This is a genomic window from Bradyrhizobium sp. WSM471, assembly GCF_000244915.1.
Lineage (GTDB): Bacteria > Pseudomonadota > Alphaproteobacteria > Rhizobiales > Xanthobacteraceae > Bradyrhizobium.
Map to the genome: position 1 here is coordinate 6,199,515 of NZ_CM001442.1, position 15,491 is coordinate 6,215,005.

Annotated in this window: 13 protein-coding genes and 1 other RNA gene; 4 read left to right on the forward strand and 10 right to left on the reverse strand. The window is 65.0% G+C overall.

The genetic code is table 11. The annotated features are described in order from the left end of the window. Positions 1-48: 48 nt before the first annotated feature. From BRA471DRAFT_RS28190 to rsmH, 3 genes are read right to left on the reverse strand one after another with little or no spacing between them, the layout of a single operon-like run. Positions 49-1,803 carry a penicillin-binding protein 2 gene (locus BRA471DRAFT_RS28190; RefSeq protein ID WP_007613547.1) on the reverse strand — a complete coding sequence of 585 codons (1,755 nt, stop codon included), beginning with the start codon at positions 1,801-1,803 and terminating at the stop codon, positions 49-51. Further along, positions 1,800-2,192: a hypothetical protein gene (locus BRA471DRAFT_RS28195; RefSeq protein WP_007613549.1), complete on the reverse strand. Its 393-nt coding sequence runs from the start codon at positions 2,190-2,192 to the stop codon at positions 1,800-1,802. The genes BRA471DRAFT_RS28190 and BRA471DRAFT_RS28195 overlap by 4 nt, the downstream gene beginning before the upstream one ends. A 3-nt stretch (positions 2,193-2,195) precedes the next feature. After that, positions 2,196-3,185: a 16S rRNA (cytosine(1402)-N(4))-methyltransferase RsmH gene (rsmH, locus tag BRA471DRAFT_RS28200; RefSeq protein ID WP_007613550.1), complete on the reverse strand. Its 990-nt coding sequence runs from the start codon at positions 3,183-3,185 to the stop codon at positions 2,196-2,198. 525 nt (positions 3,186-3,710) lie between these two features. Between rsmH and BRA471DRAFT_RS28205 the strand changes: the two genes are divergently transcribed. Beyond that, positions 3,711-4,493, forward strand: a complete 783-nt coding sequence (locus BRA471DRAFT_RS28205) for an N-acetylmuramoyl-L-alanine amidase (protein ID WP_035974348.1) — start codon at positions 3,711-3,713, stop codon at positions 4,491-4,493. Positions 4,494-4,607: 114 nt separating this feature from the next. Here BRA471DRAFT_RS28205 and BRA471DRAFT_RS28210 read toward each other — a convergent pair whose 3' ends face one another. Further along, complete coding sequence (locus BRA471DRAFT_RS28210) at positions 4,608-5,840, reverse strand: RNA polymerase sigma factor (protein WP_007613553.1); 1,233 nt, start codon at positions 5,838-5,840, stop codon at positions 4,608-4,610. 22 nt (positions 5,841-5,862) lie between these two features. Beyond that, positions 5,863-6,216, reverse strand: coding sequence for a YciI family protein (locus tag BRA471DRAFT_RS28215; protein WP_007600836.1), 354 nt, complete (start codon positions 6,214-6,216; stop codon positions 5,863-5,865). 149 nt (positions 6,217-6,365) lie between these two features. Here BRA471DRAFT_RS28215 and rnpB point away from each other — a divergent pair. Further along, an RNA gene (gene rnpB, locus BRA471DRAFT_RS35860) (RNase P RNA component class A) lies at positions 6,366-6,846 on the forward strand. 163 nt (positions 6,847-7,009) lie between these two features. Here the strand turns inward: rnpB and BRA471DRAFT_RS28220 are convergent. Then, positions 7,010-7,723, reverse strand: a complete 714-nt coding sequence (locus tag BRA471DRAFT_RS28220) for an alpha/beta fold hydrolase (RefSeq protein ID WP_007613563.1) — start codon at positions 7,721-7,723, stop codon at positions 7,010-7,012. A gap of 77 nt (positions 7,724-7,800) precedes the next feature. Continuing rightward, positions 7,801-8,235: a DUF983 domain-containing protein gene (locus BRA471DRAFT_RS28225; RefSeq protein ID WP_007613565.1), complete on the reverse strand. Its 435-nt coding sequence runs from the start codon at positions 8,233-8,235 to the stop codon at positions 7,801-7,803. Positions 8,236-8,314: 79 nt separating this feature from the next. Here BRA471DRAFT_RS28225 and BRA471DRAFT_RS28230 point away from each other — a divergent pair, with 79 nt between their 5' ends. Continuing rightward, positions 8,315-9,685, forward strand: a complete 1,371-nt coding sequence (locus BRA471DRAFT_RS28230) for a PLP-dependent aminotransferase family protein (RefSeq protein ID WP_007613567.1) — start codon at positions 8,315-8,317, stop codon at positions 9,683-9,685. Positions 9,686-9,960: 275 nt separating this feature from the next. Continuing rightward, positions 9,961-10,704, forward strand: a complete 744-nt coding sequence (locus BRA471DRAFT_RS28235) for a sulfite exporter TauE/SafE family protein (protein WP_035974350.1) — start codon at positions 9,961-9,963, stop codon at positions 10,702-10,704. Here the strand turns inward: BRA471DRAFT_RS28235 and BRA471DRAFT_RS28240 are convergent. The 3 genes from BRA471DRAFT_RS28240 to BRA471DRAFT_RS28250 all read right to left on the reverse strand — a co-directional run bounded on the left by BRA471DRAFT_RS28240 (position 10,701) and on the right by BRA471DRAFT_RS28250 (position 15,324). Then, positions 10,701-11,969, reverse strand: coding sequence for an O-antigen ligase (locus BRA471DRAFT_RS28240; protein ID WP_007613570.1), 1,269 nt, complete (start codon positions 11,967-11,969; stop codon positions 10,701-10,703). The genes BRA471DRAFT_RS28235 and BRA471DRAFT_RS28240 overlap by 4 nt on opposite strands. Before the next feature lie 89 nt (positions 11,970-12,058). Then, entirely contained in the window at positions 12,059-13,465 is a 1,407-nt protein-coding gene (locus BRA471DRAFT_RS28245) for an MATE family efflux transporter (RefSeq protein ID WP_007613578.1), read from the reverse strand. A 59-nt stretch (positions 13,466-13,524) separates the two neighbouring features. Then, the gene (locus BRA471DRAFT_RS28250) at positions 13,525-15,324 is read right to left on the reverse strand and encodes an ABC transporter ATP-binding protein (RefSeq protein WP_007613580.1); all 1,800 of its coding nucleotides are present in this window, start codon (positions 15,322-15,324) and stop codon (positions 13,525-13,527) included. Positions 15,325-15,491: the final 167 nt, after the last annotated feature.

Consider the following 15,491-nt stretch of genomic DNA (forward strand, 5'->3'; position numbering starts at 1 on the left):
TCTCCAGGGAAATCCCGACTCAGCAGCGGCAACGGCCCACCCGGTTGATTACTGGGTTGTCCTGGATGCTGCAAGAATAAGGCGCTCGGACGGCGGCAGATCGAACCGCGGTTCGACGCCCAAAAGCGGCGCGATCCGCTCGATCACCTTGCCGCCGGTCGGCACCGCGTTCCAGCCCGAGGTGATGAAACCCTTCGTTTCGGGAATCGCCTGGGGCTCGTCCAGCATGATCAGGATCTGATATTTCGGATCATCGCACGGCATGATCGCGGTGAAGGAGTTGAGCACCCGCTTTTTGGCATAGCGGCCGTTGATGACTTTCTCGGACGTGCCGGTCTTGCCGCCGACATAGTAACCCTTGACGTCAGCGGTCTTGGCGGTGCCGATTTCGGCATTGAGCCGCATCAGGAACCGCATCTTGTCGCTGGTCTCCGTCTTGATGACGCGCTTGGCCATCGCCGCCGCTTCGGATTCGGTCCGTTTCATGAAGGTTGGCGGAATCAGATAGCCGCCGTTCACCAGCGCGTTGATGCCCATCACCGCCTGGAGCGGCGCCACCGACATGCCCTGGCCGAACGCGATGGTCACCGTGTTCAGCTCGCCCCAGCGTCGCGGCACCAGGGGAGCCGCGCTCTCCGGCAGCTCGGTGCGCAGCCGCGTCAACTGTCCCATCTTGGCAAGGAACGCCTTGTGGGCCTCGACGCCCTGGCTGAGCGCGATCCGCGCCGCGCCGATATTGGACGAATAGGTGAACACTTCCTTGGTGTTGATGAAGCGTCCAAGCGCGTGGCTGTCGTGAATGGTGAACTTGCCGTAGTGCAGGTTTCCGCGCGCGTCCCACGACGAATTCAAATTGATCTTGCCTGAATCCAGCGCCATCGCCAGCGTGAATGCCTTGAAGGTCGATCCCATTTCGTAGACGCCGGTGGTCAGGCGATTGATGCGGTCGGGGTCGTGCGCCTCCTTCGGACTGTTGGGATCGAAGTCCGGAAGGGAGACCATCGCCACGATCTCGCCGGTCTTGACGTTGGAGACGATGCCGGAGGCGGCCTTGGTGTGGTATTTCTCCTTGGCCTTCAGCAGCTCGTCACGCAGTGCGTGCTCGACGCGCAGATCGACCGAGAGCTCGATCGGTTTTTGCAGCCGGTCGGTGGCAAAGCCCGCGCGATGGAGATCGGCGAGCCCCTGATTGTCGAGCCACTTCTCCATGCCGGCGATGCCCTGGTTGTCGATGTTGACCAGACCGATGACGTGGGCGACCTCGTTGCCGGTCGGATAGACGCGCTTGTTCTCGCGCAGGAAGCCGATGCCGGGAATGCCGAGCTTGTGGATGTCCTGCTGTTGCTTCGCCGTAATCTCGCGCTTGAGCCAGACGAATCCCTTGCGCGTCTTCAGGCGCTCGCGCACCTCGGCCTCGTCGAGGTCGGGCACAGTGGCGGTCAGAAGCTCGATCGCCTCGTCCTTGTCGATGATGCGGCGCGGCTCGCCGAACAGGCTCGACGCCTTGACGTCGGTCGCGAGGATCGCACCATTGCGATCGACGATGTCGGGCCGCGCGGTCGCGACCACCTCCTGCGCCGCGGCGCGGCGCGCGCCGTGCGCGTCGGCGCCGATCGCGAACATCACGAGCCGGCCGCCGATCAGGGCGTAAACCGCGCCGAAGGCGAGCATCGCCAGGCCGACACGCGCCCGCGCCTTGGCCGCGCGATCGACGTTGCGCCCGTACAGCAGGCTGCGGATCAGCCGCTGCCGCCAAGGCTCGGTCGGCTTTTCTGCCGGTTTGGCCGGGGTCACAGCACTCATGGCTTGTCCTCGGGCTGAGGCACGGAGCCCGTCACATTATCGGGATCGCTGGCGGCTTCGATGGTGTTGAGCATGGCGCCGATCGGATCCGGCTCGCCCGGCCTGAACATGCGCGGCGGACGCTCGGGCAAATTCTTCAGTGAATCATATTGCGTGCCGTTGACCGGCTTGAGCTGCAGATGCCGATCGGACAGGCCTTGCAGGCGCTGGGGCGCATCGAGCTTGGCCCATTCGGAGCGCAGCGCCGCGATCGCATCGCGCTGCTCGCGGATCTCCGCATGCAGCCGCAGCACCTTTTCGGTGCGCGCCGTGGAGTCCATCTTGATCCTATAGACATAGGCCGCCGCGAAGATCAGCGCGCCGATGACGAGGAGGTGGATGAAGCGCATGCGCTAGCCACCTCTCATGACGTCGGAGAGTTTTGGCCAGGACGATTGCTCGCGATCGTCATGCGCGGGCGCCGAGGTGCGCTCGCCGGCGCGCAGTTTTGCCGACCGCGCGCGCGGGTTATGCGCGACTTCGTTTTCGCCTGCAATCACCGGCCGCCGCGTCAGCAGCTGAAAGCTCGGCACCGCCTGAGACACTTCCGGCAGATGGCGTGAGCCGCCACCCGTCTTGCTACGCTCGGCGAGAAAATTCTTGACGATGCGATCTTCCAGCGAATGGAACGAGACGACCACGAGGCGACCACCGGGCTTGAGCACACGCTCGGCAGCGATGAGTGCGTTCTGGAGTTCCTCGAGCTCTTCGTTGACGAAGATGCGCAGGGCCTGGAACGTCCGCGTCGCCGGGTGAATATCCCCAGGCTTGGAACGAACCACCCTGCCGACGAGATCGGCGAGCGCGCGCGTGGTGGTGAACGGCGTCTCCTGACGGTCCGCGACGATGGCGCGGGCGATGCGACGCGACTGCCGCTCTTCGCCGAGGAGATAGATGATATCGGCGAGATCGCCTTCCGATGCGCGCGCCACGACATCGGCCGCAGTCGGGCCTGCCTGCCCCATCCGCATGTCGAGCGGACCATCGAGGCGGAACGAGAAGCCGCGGCCGGCCTGGTCGAGCTGCATCGAGGACACCCCGACATCCATCACGACGCCGACGACGTCATCGACGCGTTGAGCCGCGCAGATTTCGGCGAGGTTGGAGAAGCGATCTTCAACGAGCGTCAGCCGGCCCGCCGAGCGTTCGACCAGCTCGGCGCCGCCCTCGATCGCAGTACGATCGCGATCGATGGCAATCACCCGGGTTCCCGGCACGTCAAGAATCGCACGGCTGTAGCCGCCGGCGCCAAACGTCGCGTCGATGTATAGGCCGCCTTCGCGCGGGGCGAGGTGGTCGATGGCCTCACGGCCAAGAACGGGGATGTGCGGAGCCGAACTCATGCGCCAGGCCTGCCAATCGCCCCGCCGGACTCCCAGGTGAGATCGGGGACGAACAAGCTCATAGCGCCTCGAATGATTCCGCGTCGCGGCGGTTCCACGACCCAACCCCCGTCCAACATGGTTACCGTGCCCGGTCGTCCCGGGCCACCAACCCAGTATTCCCCTTGGAACTTGTCGGGCAGCCATGGGATTTCGAGCCAAAATACGCTTTGGCCGCCTCCGGACGCGGGTCGGCTCTTCATCTCTCAGTAACGGCCCTTAGCGTTAAGAAAGCGTTGATCGGCTCGCGACAAGTCGAAAAGCTGACGCGGCGGTGATGCTTCATCCACACACATGCGCCAAAATGCATCCGTTAACCGCGTCGCGCGATTGCGCACGAGCGAGGGTAAAGGAATAGTAAAGAGAAGGGCTTGGCCCACACACTCTCTCTATCTCGAGCTGTCTATGTCGTCCGGTTCGTCCACGCCGTCTGGATCTGATTCGAAGCGTCAACGTGTTCTCCCGGTTCCCAAGGCCGCCGCGAGCATGCGGACGTTCGAGCCGGACTCCTCGATCGTCTCCGACATCATCCCCTCACCGAACCATGGCGACCGTAACAAGGGCCGGCAGCCCGATATGATCGTGCTGCATTACACCGGCATGCCCGACGTCGAAGGTGCGCTGGCGCGGCTCTGCTCCGCGGGCACCGAGGTGTCGGCACATTACGTCGTGCTGGAAGACGGCCGCATCGTGCAATGCGTGCCGGAGGCCAGGCGCGCCTGGCATGCCGGCGTCTCGTCCTGGTCCGGCGAGGACGACATCAATTCCTGCTCGATCGGGATCGAGATCGTCAATCGCGGCCACGATTGGGGCTATCCGGAGTTTCCGCTGCGCCAGATCGCCGCCGTGATCGCACTGTGCCGCGGCATCATGCTCCGCCGCAAGGTGCCCGCGCACCGGGTGCTCGGCCATTCCGATGTGGCGCCCGCGCGCAAGAAAGATCCCGGCGAAAAATTTCCGTGGCATTCGCTCGCCAATTCCGGTGTCGGCCACTGGGTCACGCCCGCGCCGGTGGTGCGCGGCGAGAGCCTGATGCTCGGCACCATCAGCGACGAGGTGCTGAGCCTGCAGCAGGCGCTCGCCCGATACGGCTACGGCGTTCCCCTCACCGGCAAATACGACGCCGCGACCATGGAAGTCGTCACCGCTTTCCAGCGCCATTTCCGCCCGGCGCGACTGGATGGGGTCGCGGATCACTCGACGCTGTCGACCTTGCAGGCGCTGTTGGGAAGCTTGCCGGCGGAGGGAACGGCGGTCGCGTCGAAATAGTTGACGTCTTCGAGAACGTCTTGCTCCGTCATGCCCGGGCTTGTCCCGGGCATCCACGTCTTTGTCGCACAGGAAGAACGTGGATGGCCGGGACAAGCCCGGCCATGACGGAATTCAGTTCATCTCCCTCATCCTTCGCGCATAAAGTCGTTGCAGCGGCTCGAGCTGCGTCGCCTCCGTCGCCGCGCGATAGGCCTCGCGCGCCTCCTCCTTCCGGCCGAGCCGCCGCAACAAATCCGCCCGCACCGCCGGCAACAGCTCGTAGCCATGAAGCCCGCCCCGCGCCGTAATCGCATCCACGAGATCGAGCGCGCGTGCGGGACCATCGACCATCGACATTGCCGCTGCGTGATTCAGCTCGATCACCGGTGACGGATTGATCCGCAGCAGCACTTCATAGAGCCCGGCAATCTGCGGCCAGTCTGTCTGCTCATAGCTCGGCGCACGCGCATGCAACGCAGCGATCGCAGCTTGTACTCCATAGGGCTGTGGCGGGCCGGGCACGCGCAGTGCGTCGTCCACCAGACGCAGACCTTCCTCGATCTGTGCACGGTCCCACCGCGAGCGATCCTGCTCTTCCAGCAGCACGATGTCGCCCGCGGCGGTCTGGCGCCCTGCGCGGCGCGCATCGTGCAGCAGCATCAGCGCCAGCAGGCCCTTGATCCCCGCGCGATCGGGTAGCAGCCGGTCGAGCAAGCGGCCAAGCCGGATGGCCTCGGCCGCAAGATCGGGCCGCATCAAATCCGCACCCGATGTCGCCACATAGCCTTCGGTGAAGACGAGATAGATCACGGCAAGCACACCGTCGAGCCGCTGCACCAGCGTGCCGCGCTCGGGGACCTCATAGGGAATGCCGGCGAGCCTGATCTTCTGCTTGGCGCGGACGAGGCGCTGCCCCATTGCCTCCTCAGTGACGAGGAACGCGCGCGCGACCTGCGCCGTGGAGAGCCCGCAGACGGTGCGCAGCGTCAGCGCGACCTGGACTTCGGGCGCAAATGCAGGATGGCAGCAGGTGAAGATCAGCCGCAGCATATCGTCGTCGAGCATTGCCGGCGGCTCGGCGGTCGCTTGCGCGTTCAGCTCGAGCTCGTGCACGAGCGCCTGCTCCTTGCCGCGGAAGACGGCCTGGCGCCTGATACGGTCGATCGCCTTGTGCCTGGCGACATTGACCAGCCAGGCGCGCGGATTGTCGGGGAACTCGCACGCCGGCCAGCGCTCCAGTGCCACCGCAAAGGCGTCCTGGAGTGCGTCCTCGGCGAGATCGAAATCGCCGACGAGGCGGATCAGCGTGGCCAGCGCCCGCCCCGCCTCGTCGCGGAAGATCTTGTCGATCTCGGACAGTGTCATGTGACGATGTGCGGCTGCGCCATCACTTGTCGTAGACCCAGATCGGCCGCACCTCGATCGAGCCGATGCGCGCCGACGGAATCCGCGACGCGATCTCGATCGCAGTATCGAGATCCTTGGCCTCCACGAGGTAATAGCCGCCGAGCTGCTCGCGCGTTTCGGCAAACGGGCCATCGGTCGTCAGCGTCTTGCCATCGCGCACGCGGACCGTCGTCGCGGTCGTGGTCGGCTGCAAACGGTCGCCAGCCTTGAAATTGCCGCTCTGGATGATGCCTTGCGTGAAGGTCTGATATTCCGCCGTCATCTGTTGGCCGGCAGCCGGACGCATATTCGCGTACTCGGCTTCGTTCTGGTAGATCATCAGCAAATACTGCATCGCCTAACTCCTGTTGCACGGCTGGATTGCCGACATCCAGTCGAACGGGACACGCGCCCAACGACATCTTCAGGATAAATTATTTCGGGCGAACCGCGCATGGCGATATCGGCTTGCGGAACCGACACAAATGCTTCATGCGTAAGCCGTCAGTCGGCCGGACGGCCGCTCCGGCAAGTGCCGAAAGGCCGCCGGGGAGGAAAGTCCGGGCTCCCTTGACATACGGTGCCGGATAACGTCCGGCGGGGGCGACCCCAGGGAAAGTGCCACAGAGAACGAACCGCCCGCCTTCGCCCCTTCGGGGCTTCGGCGAGGCAGGCCCGCAAGGCTTGCCACGTCGTAGCAGCGTCAGCTGCGTAGACGGGTAAGGGTGAAAAGGTGCGGTAAGAGCGCACCGCGGCTGCGGCAACGGAGCCGGCATGGTAAACCCCACCGGGAGCAAAACCGAATAGGGACGGCATAGCGGGCTGTTCGCGAAAGCGATAACGCCGCGGGGCGATGTCAGGCCCGCCGTCCGGGTAGGTTGCTCGAGGCCATGTGCAAACATGGTCCCAGAGGAATGGCCGTCACGTATCGTTCGCGCAAGCGGACGGTGCCCTACAGAACCCGGCTTACAGGCCGGCTGATATCTTGCAACGAGGGGCTCTATGCTGACCGCATCGAGCCCCTCACCATTTGGCGCCGTCATTCCGGGGCTCGCGAAGCGAGAACCCGGAATCCATCAAGCCACAGAGTCTGTAGAGGAATGGATTCCGGGCTCGTGCTGCGCACGCCCCGGAATGACCACTGTGAGTTAGCCGACGATCTTCTCCAACACCGCCATCAGCGCCTCCGGCGCTGTCACGTTCGGCGCGTGACTGGCGTCGAGATCGAAAGTGCGCCAGCCATCCTCGCTCTTGGTGCGCCGGGCGAACTGCCCGAACACGTCGCCCGGCGGAATGCGCGTGCAATAGATGTAGCTGCGCGGCATCGCCGGCTCGCCATGTTCGAGCTTCAGCCTCGTCTCGAAACATTTGATCGGCATGTTGATCCGGCGCGCGTTGAGCCAGTCGAGATCGGCCTGCGGCGTATCCGGCGGCGGCGGGTTCGGCGGGATGCGGTAGCCGTCGCCAGAGCTTGCTGCCTTGCGCATCGGCTCGCGCCCGCCCTCATTGAGATCGAATAGCGACTGGCCGTCACGCGGCACGAAGGCGTCGAGATAGATCAATTGCGTCACCCGCTCGCGCGCGCGATCGGCGACGCCGGTGGCGACCATGCCGCCATAGCTATGGCCGAGCAGCACGATGTCCTCGAGGTCCTCAAACCTGATGACGTTGAGAATGTCCTGGATGTGCGTGTCGAGATCGATCGCGGGACTGGCCAGATGCGCGCGCTCGCCGAGCCCGGTATAGGTCGGCGCAATCAGACGATGGCCGGCCTGCGCCATCAGCGGATGCATCTTCTTCCAGGCCCATCCGCCGGACCACGCGCCGTGACAGAGCAGGAAGGTTTTTGAGCGTGCGGCCATCGGCGTTTCCATCATTCTTGTTTGTACGATGGAGTGTAGCGGGCGACCCCGCGATGTAAACGCTATGGCTCTTTAAGTCATGCCGCGCGCGTGTTCACCTTCACGAAAACGGGTGCACCCTGACCAGCTTCGCGCCGCAGCTTGCCCGGCTCAAAACCGTGCATGCCGATCTGCCATTGCAGCCCGACGATGGCACCCTTGGTCGGCTGCAGCAGCGCGAGCGAAGCGAACAAGGTCACCGGCAGCCACACCGCCAGTTGCAGCCAAACGGCCGGCGCATAGGCGGTTTCGATCGCGAGGATCGCAGGGACCACGAGATGGCCGACGACGACCATCACGAGATAGGCCGGAAAATCGTCGGCGCGCTGGTGGAACAGCTCCTCGCCGCAATGGTCGCAGGTATCCGCCACCTTCAGGAAACGGCCGAATGCATGCCCTTCGCCGCAGTTCGGGCACTTGCCCCGAAATCCGCGCCACATCGCTTTTGCCAGAGAGACTGAACCGGTCGCCATGACCCCACCTCTTCCTTTTTATTGATCCATACAATACTATCTTGCATCCATACATTCAAAGGATATGGGCGCTAATTGCATGGATTGGACCCCTACAATCTCGGAGCTGAGCGGGCCGCGCTATCAGCGCATCGTCGAGGCCATGGAGGCCGATATCGCCGCAGGCCGGCTGGTCCGCGGGCAGCAATTGCCGACGCAGCGGGCGCTGGCAAAGGCGCTCGGCATCGACCTCACCACGGTGACGCGCGCCTACACCGAGGCGCGGCGCCGCGGCATCATGGAAGCCCGGGTCGGCCAGGGGTCGTTCGTGTCGGAGACCAGCGCGCGCCGCGCGGGCGATCTGCCGCATCCCGTCGCGATCGACCTCTCGATGAACGTGCCGCCGCAGCCACTCGAAGCGCAGCTCGACGAGCGCATCATCGCCGGGATGGAAGCCATCCGCGCGCAATCGGGCCTGACGGCGCATCTCAACTACCAGCCGCCCGGCGGCAGCGCACACGAGCGCGAGGTCGCGGCGCGTTGGATGCGCGCACGCGTGCCACATGCGCATGCCGACAGGCTCGTGATCTTTCCCGGCGCGCAGACGATCCTGTTCAACCTGCTCGCACATCTTGCGCGTCCAGGTGACGTCGTGCTGACGGAAGCCCTCACCTTTCCCGGCATCAGGGCCGCCGCCGCGCGGCTCGGCGTCAAGCTTGTCGGCGTCGCCATGGATGACGGCGGCATCCTGCCCGACGCGCTGGCAAAGGCTTGCCGCACGCATAAGCCGAAAGCGGTCTATCTCATTCCGACGCTGCACAATCCGACCACCGCGACGCTGCTCCCCGAGCGGCGCAGCGCCATCGCCAAGATCATCAACGATGCCGATACTATTCTGATCGAGGACGACGCCTACGGGCTGCTCGATCGGTCGGCATCGCCGATCGCCAATCTCATTCCGGAACGGACTTATCTTGCGACCACGCTGTCGAAATGCATCGCGCCGGCGCTGCGGGTCGCCTATCTGACGACGCCCGACAGCAGCTCGCAGCGGGAGATGCGCAACTCTTTGCAGGCAACGGTGCAGATGCCGGCGCCGCTAATGGTCGCGCTGGTGACGCATTGGATCGAGACCGGCATTGCCGACCGCATCATCACCGCCATCCGGAGCGAGGCGATCGGCCGCCAGCAGCTCGCGCAACGGGCGCTGAAAGGCTTTGAGTTCCAGGCCAAGCCCGCCGCTCACCATCTTTGGCTGCGGCTGCCGGAGGGCCGTGCCGACGTCGCGGCGCATCTGCTGCGGAATGGACTGGCAGTCGTCGCCGGCGAGGCCTTCACCGTCGACGGAACGCTGCCGCATGCGGCACGCGTCTCGCTTGGCGCGGCGCGCAACAGGGCGGAATTGACGGAAGCGCTGCGCATCCTCGTGAGCGCGCTGCACAGGCCCGCCGACAGCAGACAGATCGTCTAGCAAATACTTATCGATGCTGACGGCGATGCCGCGAGCGCAGGATTGGTGCGACGGGGACGGATAGGCCGCATAGGCTTCGCTCGGCGCGACGGCAATCTTCGTGCGGGTCATCATCCTTCTCCATAGTCTCATTCGGGAGACTGGCCGATCGACCGCAGCGCTGCTGAGGATCACGCTTGCGTACGGTTTTGAAATTGACCTGCACGGCCGCAGCTGTGCTATGCGAGCAATGGCGATCAACAGTTCGGGATCGCCCAGGCGACAGGGACAATCTGTTGGAAATGCTCACCTACGCGCTGCTGCTGCTCGGCGCACTGGCCGGGGGCTTCGTCTCGGGCCTTGCCGGTTTCGGCACGGCGCTGATGGCACTCGGCATCTGGCTCTATGTACTGCCGCCCTCGCTCGCGGTGCCCCTGGTGCTGATCTGCTCGGTGATCGCGCAGAGCTCGACGCTGCCGTCGATGTGGAAAAGTTTCGATCTCGCGCTGGTCTGGCCGTTCCTGATCGGAGGACTGATCGGCGTGCCGCTGGGCACCATGCTGGTCGCCTCCGCCGATCCAAAAGTGTTCAAACTGAGCGTCGGCGTGCTGATCCTGGTGTTTTCGACCGCTCTCTATCTCAACAAGCAGCCGCTCGCCCTCACCTTCGGCGGCCGCATTGCCGACGGCGCGATCGGTTTTGCTGGCGGCATATTGGGTGGCCTTGCCGGACTGTCCGGGCCGCTGCCGATCCTGTGGGCGAACATCCGCGGCTGGAACAAGCACGAGCGGCGCGGCATCTTCCAGCTCTTCAATTTCACCGTGCTCGCCGCCGCTTTGGTGTTGCAGACCGCCTCGGGCCTCGTCGCGTTCAAGGTGGTCTGGCTCGCGGTGATCGCATTTCCGGGCACGCTGATCGGCGCATGGGCCGGCGCGCGCGTCTATCACGCGCTGAGCGACAAGCATTTCGGCGATGTCGTGCTCGGTCTCTTGTTCCTGTCGGGCCTCGGCCTCGTCTGGAACAGTTTGGGCACGCACTAACTCCGTATCGTCTTCGCGGCGAGCGCCATGCCGCCGGCAATTCCGACGCCAAGCACGTAGATCCAGCCCTCGGCGAAATCGAACAGATGCGAATTGAGCAGCGAGGACAGCATGTTCTGCACCACGACCAGGAGGCCGACCCAGCAAGCCAGACCCTCTCCGCGAAACAGCGAGAGATGCGCGAACCAGAGCGCGTAGAGGACCAGGACGCCCAACGCGCCCCACTGGACGGCGACATTGAGCGTCTGGTTGTGGGGATCACCGACGATTTCCGCCCGAACCCCGCTCTCGCCGGCAGCCGCGCGCTCGAACAGGCCGCGGATCGCGCCGGTGCCGTGACCAAGCAGCGGCGCGTCCGCGGTGAACGCCAGCGATTTGCGCCAGAACTCCAGTCGGGACCCCATGCCGCTGACGTCGTTGCCGACGATGCTGACTTCGTAGTCTCCGCTGAACTTGGCGAGCGTCGCGCGCAGATGCGGCGAGACGGTCCACAGCAGCACGGCCAACATCCCCATCACGCCCGCGGCGAGCAGCGCGGTGCGGCGGCGCAGATGCAAGAGGGCGAAGACCACGATCAGGATCGGCAGCGTCACCAGCGCCGTCCGCGAGACCACGACGAACATCATGTTGGCGAGGAAGCCGATCGCGAGCGCCACGAACAGCGCCGCGATGCGGTAACGGCCCTCTCGCAGCAGCGCCACGATCGGGTAGGCCAGCGCGATCGCACAGAGTGCGAACTCCTGGCTCTGGTCGATATAATTGCGCACAGCGATCCCGCTTTCGACCTTGTAAGGCCCGCGCGACAGATAGAGTTTCAGCGACAGTGCGGGATCGACGGCGACGGCGAAGGAATAGAGCATCAGCGCCGTGCAGGACACCAGGAACGCGGAAAACACCCAGCCGCCAAACGGCCAGCGCTCGAACTGGTAGATCAGAAGCGGAATCACCAGCAGCTTCGCCGCCGGGCCGATCGCATGGATTCGATCAGGCCACGGCGCATCCGACCAGAGCGCGCCGATGGCGGCGAGCGCGACCAGCACAATCGGCAGCAGGCTGACCGGCCGAAGCAACGAACGGGGAAATTCGCGGAGATCGACGAACGCGAACGCGATCAGCCAGGGAATGAGCGCGAAAATGAGCCCGGTCGTGGTCCACGGCAGCAGCAGCGCGATCAGCGCGACGAAGCGGGCCGGCGTGCGATAGCGTGCCGCCCAGATCGCGGAGAGCCAGGAATTGGGCCGCCGCTCGTTCAACACCTCGGTCATTTGGCCCCTTGCAGCCGCCATCCCCACGGCGCCGCAAGTTTGCCGGAGCGGTGGGGCGGGGACAAGCGCGGGCGCTGCTCAATCTGTCGCTACGCAGGCTCGCGGGCGAGAGGCGCTATCGTCTCGGGACTTTCTGACCCCGCAACCTTCTCCTGTGCCGGCAGCGAAAGGCGCTTTCTGAACTCGCGGCGCAACAGCCACAAGCTCAGGGCGGCCTGCAGCGTGGTCGTCGCGATCGACAGGTACCAGACATGCTCCATCCGGAAGCCCGGCCACGTCGAGAGCCAGATCGACGGCAGGGAATAGGTGAGGACCCGCGTTGCCGAGGTCAACAACACCGGCTTGGTGTTGCCGAGCCCCTGAAACAGGCTGGAGCAGGTGAAGATCAGCCCCTGCGCCACCATGTTGAGCGAGACGATGCGCAGAAAAAGCGACGCAACCGCCATCGTCTCCTGATCCTTCGAGAAGCCGGTAAGCAATAGACCAGGCACGAGCTGCGCCGGGATCAAGAAAACAATCATCACGGCGGTCGCGACAAGCGCCGCCTTGACAAAGGTCTCCCTCACGCGCGCTCCATTGCCGGCGCCGAAATTCTGGCCGGCGATCGGCCCTGCGGCAAGGGCGATGGCAAGCGCCGGCATCTGCATCAGGCCGAGGAGACGCGTCCCGATGCCAAATCCGGCCTGTGCCGCCGAGCCGAAAACGCTCAGCACGTAATAGCCCACGGCCATGATGATGAAGACCATCGCGAACTCACCGCCTGCAGGCAGGCCGACATTGAGGATCCTCCTCCACTCTCGAAGCTGCGGCCGCCATTGCGCGGGATTAAAGGCGACATAGCGTTCCAGTTTCAGGAAATACACCAGCAGCATAAGCACACCGATGAAGACGGCAATCGAGCTTGCGAGGCCCGCTCCGGCAACACCGAGCGCGTGCCCGGTGCCCCAACCCGAGATCAAGACCGGCGCCAGCGCGATGTTGATGGCCACTGCAAGCGCTTGAACCACCATGCTCGGTCGCACGATGCCCGTCGCCCGCAACGCAGACGCCATGACCTGCGACGCAAACTGCAGCGCCAAAGCCGGCATGAACCAGAGCAGATAAACCGCGCCGGCTTCGACCGTGGCCTCATCGGCCGCGACCGCGCGCATATACGGACGCGACAATGCGAAGCCCGCGACCAGGGTCAGGAGCCCGAACAGCACCGATAGGAGGACCGACTGGTTGAAGACGAGGTTGGCGTCGCCGCGATCCTTGCGCCCCACGGCGTGCGCCATCAGCGCCACCGTGCCGACGCCGAGCACCTGCATCAGCGCATTGACGAGAAAGCCGGCATTGCCGGCCGCGGCGACGCCCGCGATTGCCGCATCGCCCAGTCCCGACACAAAGTACAGGTCGACCAGCTGGCAGATCATGATCGTGATCATGCCAACCACGATCGGGGGCGCCATGCTCAGGATGTGGCTCACGATGGAGCCGCGTGTCAGGTCCTTCATGTCATTCCATCCTCTGGCGGCGCGACGGCGGAACTTTCGTCCCACCGACCGCGCACCACTCATTCCGCTGCTGCGATCTGTCCGAGCTCCACCACCTGGCGCTCGAACAGGCCGCGATAGATGCCGCCAGGTTTGGACGCGAGCCTGGCATGCGTGCCTTGCTCGACGATCTCGCCGCGGTCGAACACCAGGATGCGATCGAGGCTCTTCACCGTCGACAGCCGATGCGCGATCACGATCGAGGTCCGGCCTCGCATCAGCCGCTCCATCGCCTGCTGGATCAGCGCCTCGGATTCCGAATCGAGGCTCGAGGTCGCTTCGTCCAGGATCAGCACCGGCGCATCGGCGAGGAAGGCGCGCGCCAGCGCCACACGCTGCCGCTCGCCGCCGGAGAGCTTGACGCCGCGCTCGCCGACCAGCGTGCCGTAGCCCTTGGGCAGCCGCACGATGAAGTCGTGCGCGTTGGCCAGCCGTGCCGCCTGCTCGATCGCCTCCAGGCTGGCGCCGGGCCGGCCATAGGCGATGTTCTCGGCGAGCGAGCGGTGAAACAGGATCGGGTCCTGCTGCACGATCGCGATCTGGCTGCGCAGCGAATGCTGCGTGGCCTTGGCGATGTCCTGCCCATCGATCAGAACGCGGCCGCCGGTAACGTCGTAGAGCCGCTGCACCAGCTTGACGAAGGTGGTCTTGCCGGAGCCGGAGCGGCCGACGAGACCGACTCGTTCACCGGCGCGGATCGTGACCGACAGTCCGTCATAGAGCGGCGCGTGATGGCCGCCATAGTGGAACGTGACGTCGTCGAACACGAGCTCGCCGCGCTGGATCGCGATCGGCCGCGCGTCCAGCGCGTCCGCAATCCCAATCGGCTCGTCGTGGATCGCCACCAGCTCTTCCATGTCGTTGACCGAACGCTGCAGGTTGTTGATGTGCATTCCGACGTCGCGCAAATAGGCATGGATGACATAGTAGCTCGTCAGCACATAGGTGACGTCGCCGGGCGAGGCCCGCCCCGACATCCACAGCAGCACGGCGCCGCCGATCACGGAGGCGCGCAGGGCCAGCAGCACCGAGAGCTGCGCCAGATTGGTGTAGTTGTAGCGCAGCCACGTCCGCCGCACGCGCACGCGCCAGCGGTTGACGACCCGGGCAAGCCGCGCATCCTCGCGCGCCTCCGCGCCGAAGGACTTCACCACCGCGTTGCAGGTCAGCGCATCCGCAAGCGTGCCGCCGACCTTGGTGTCCCAGGCATTGGAGATTCGCGCGGCCGGCGCGATGTAGCGCATCGAGAACAGCACCGTCATCGTGACATAGGCCAGCGCGCCCAGCGCGATCACCGCGCCAAGCGAGGCCCAGTGCAGGCCGAGCAGGATCATCGAACCGATCAGCACCAGCAGCGACGGCGCCAGCGCCATCAAGATGGTGTCGTTCAACAGGTCGAGCGCCCACATGCCGCGGGTGACCTTGCGCACCGTGGATCCCGCGAAGGAGTTGGCGTGCCAGTCGGTCGAGAAGCGTTGCACGCGCATGAAGGCTTCCTGCGCGACCTCGGACATGATCTTCAGCGAGAACGGCACGATGGCCTGGAGGCCGGTCAGCCGCAGCACCACGGACGCCGCGCCCAGCGCCACGATACCGCCCAGGGCCATCAGCGCCGCGTGCCGTGCGGCGGGATCGGACGGGCCGCGGGTCAGGGCGTCGACCAGATGGCCGGAGAAGACCGGCATGAACAGGTCGGCGATGGTCGCACCCAGCAAGCCGCCGGCGACGATGAGGGTACGCCCCGGCTGCTTCAGCCAGTGCCGGAACACGAATGGCAGCACCACGCGTATCGCCGCGGGCCGTTTTGACAGAGCGGTCATGGCATCATCCGGCCGCTTATGGCGCGGGCCGGCTCCATTGATGGACGCAGGCCGGCCGCGAGGGCCGAGACGGCGTCACTTAAAGTTGGCTTTGATCTGGGAAGCGAAGCGATCGGGACTGAAAGCCCAATCGAAGCTGGCGGAAGAGGCCTCTAGGAGGCCGAGCA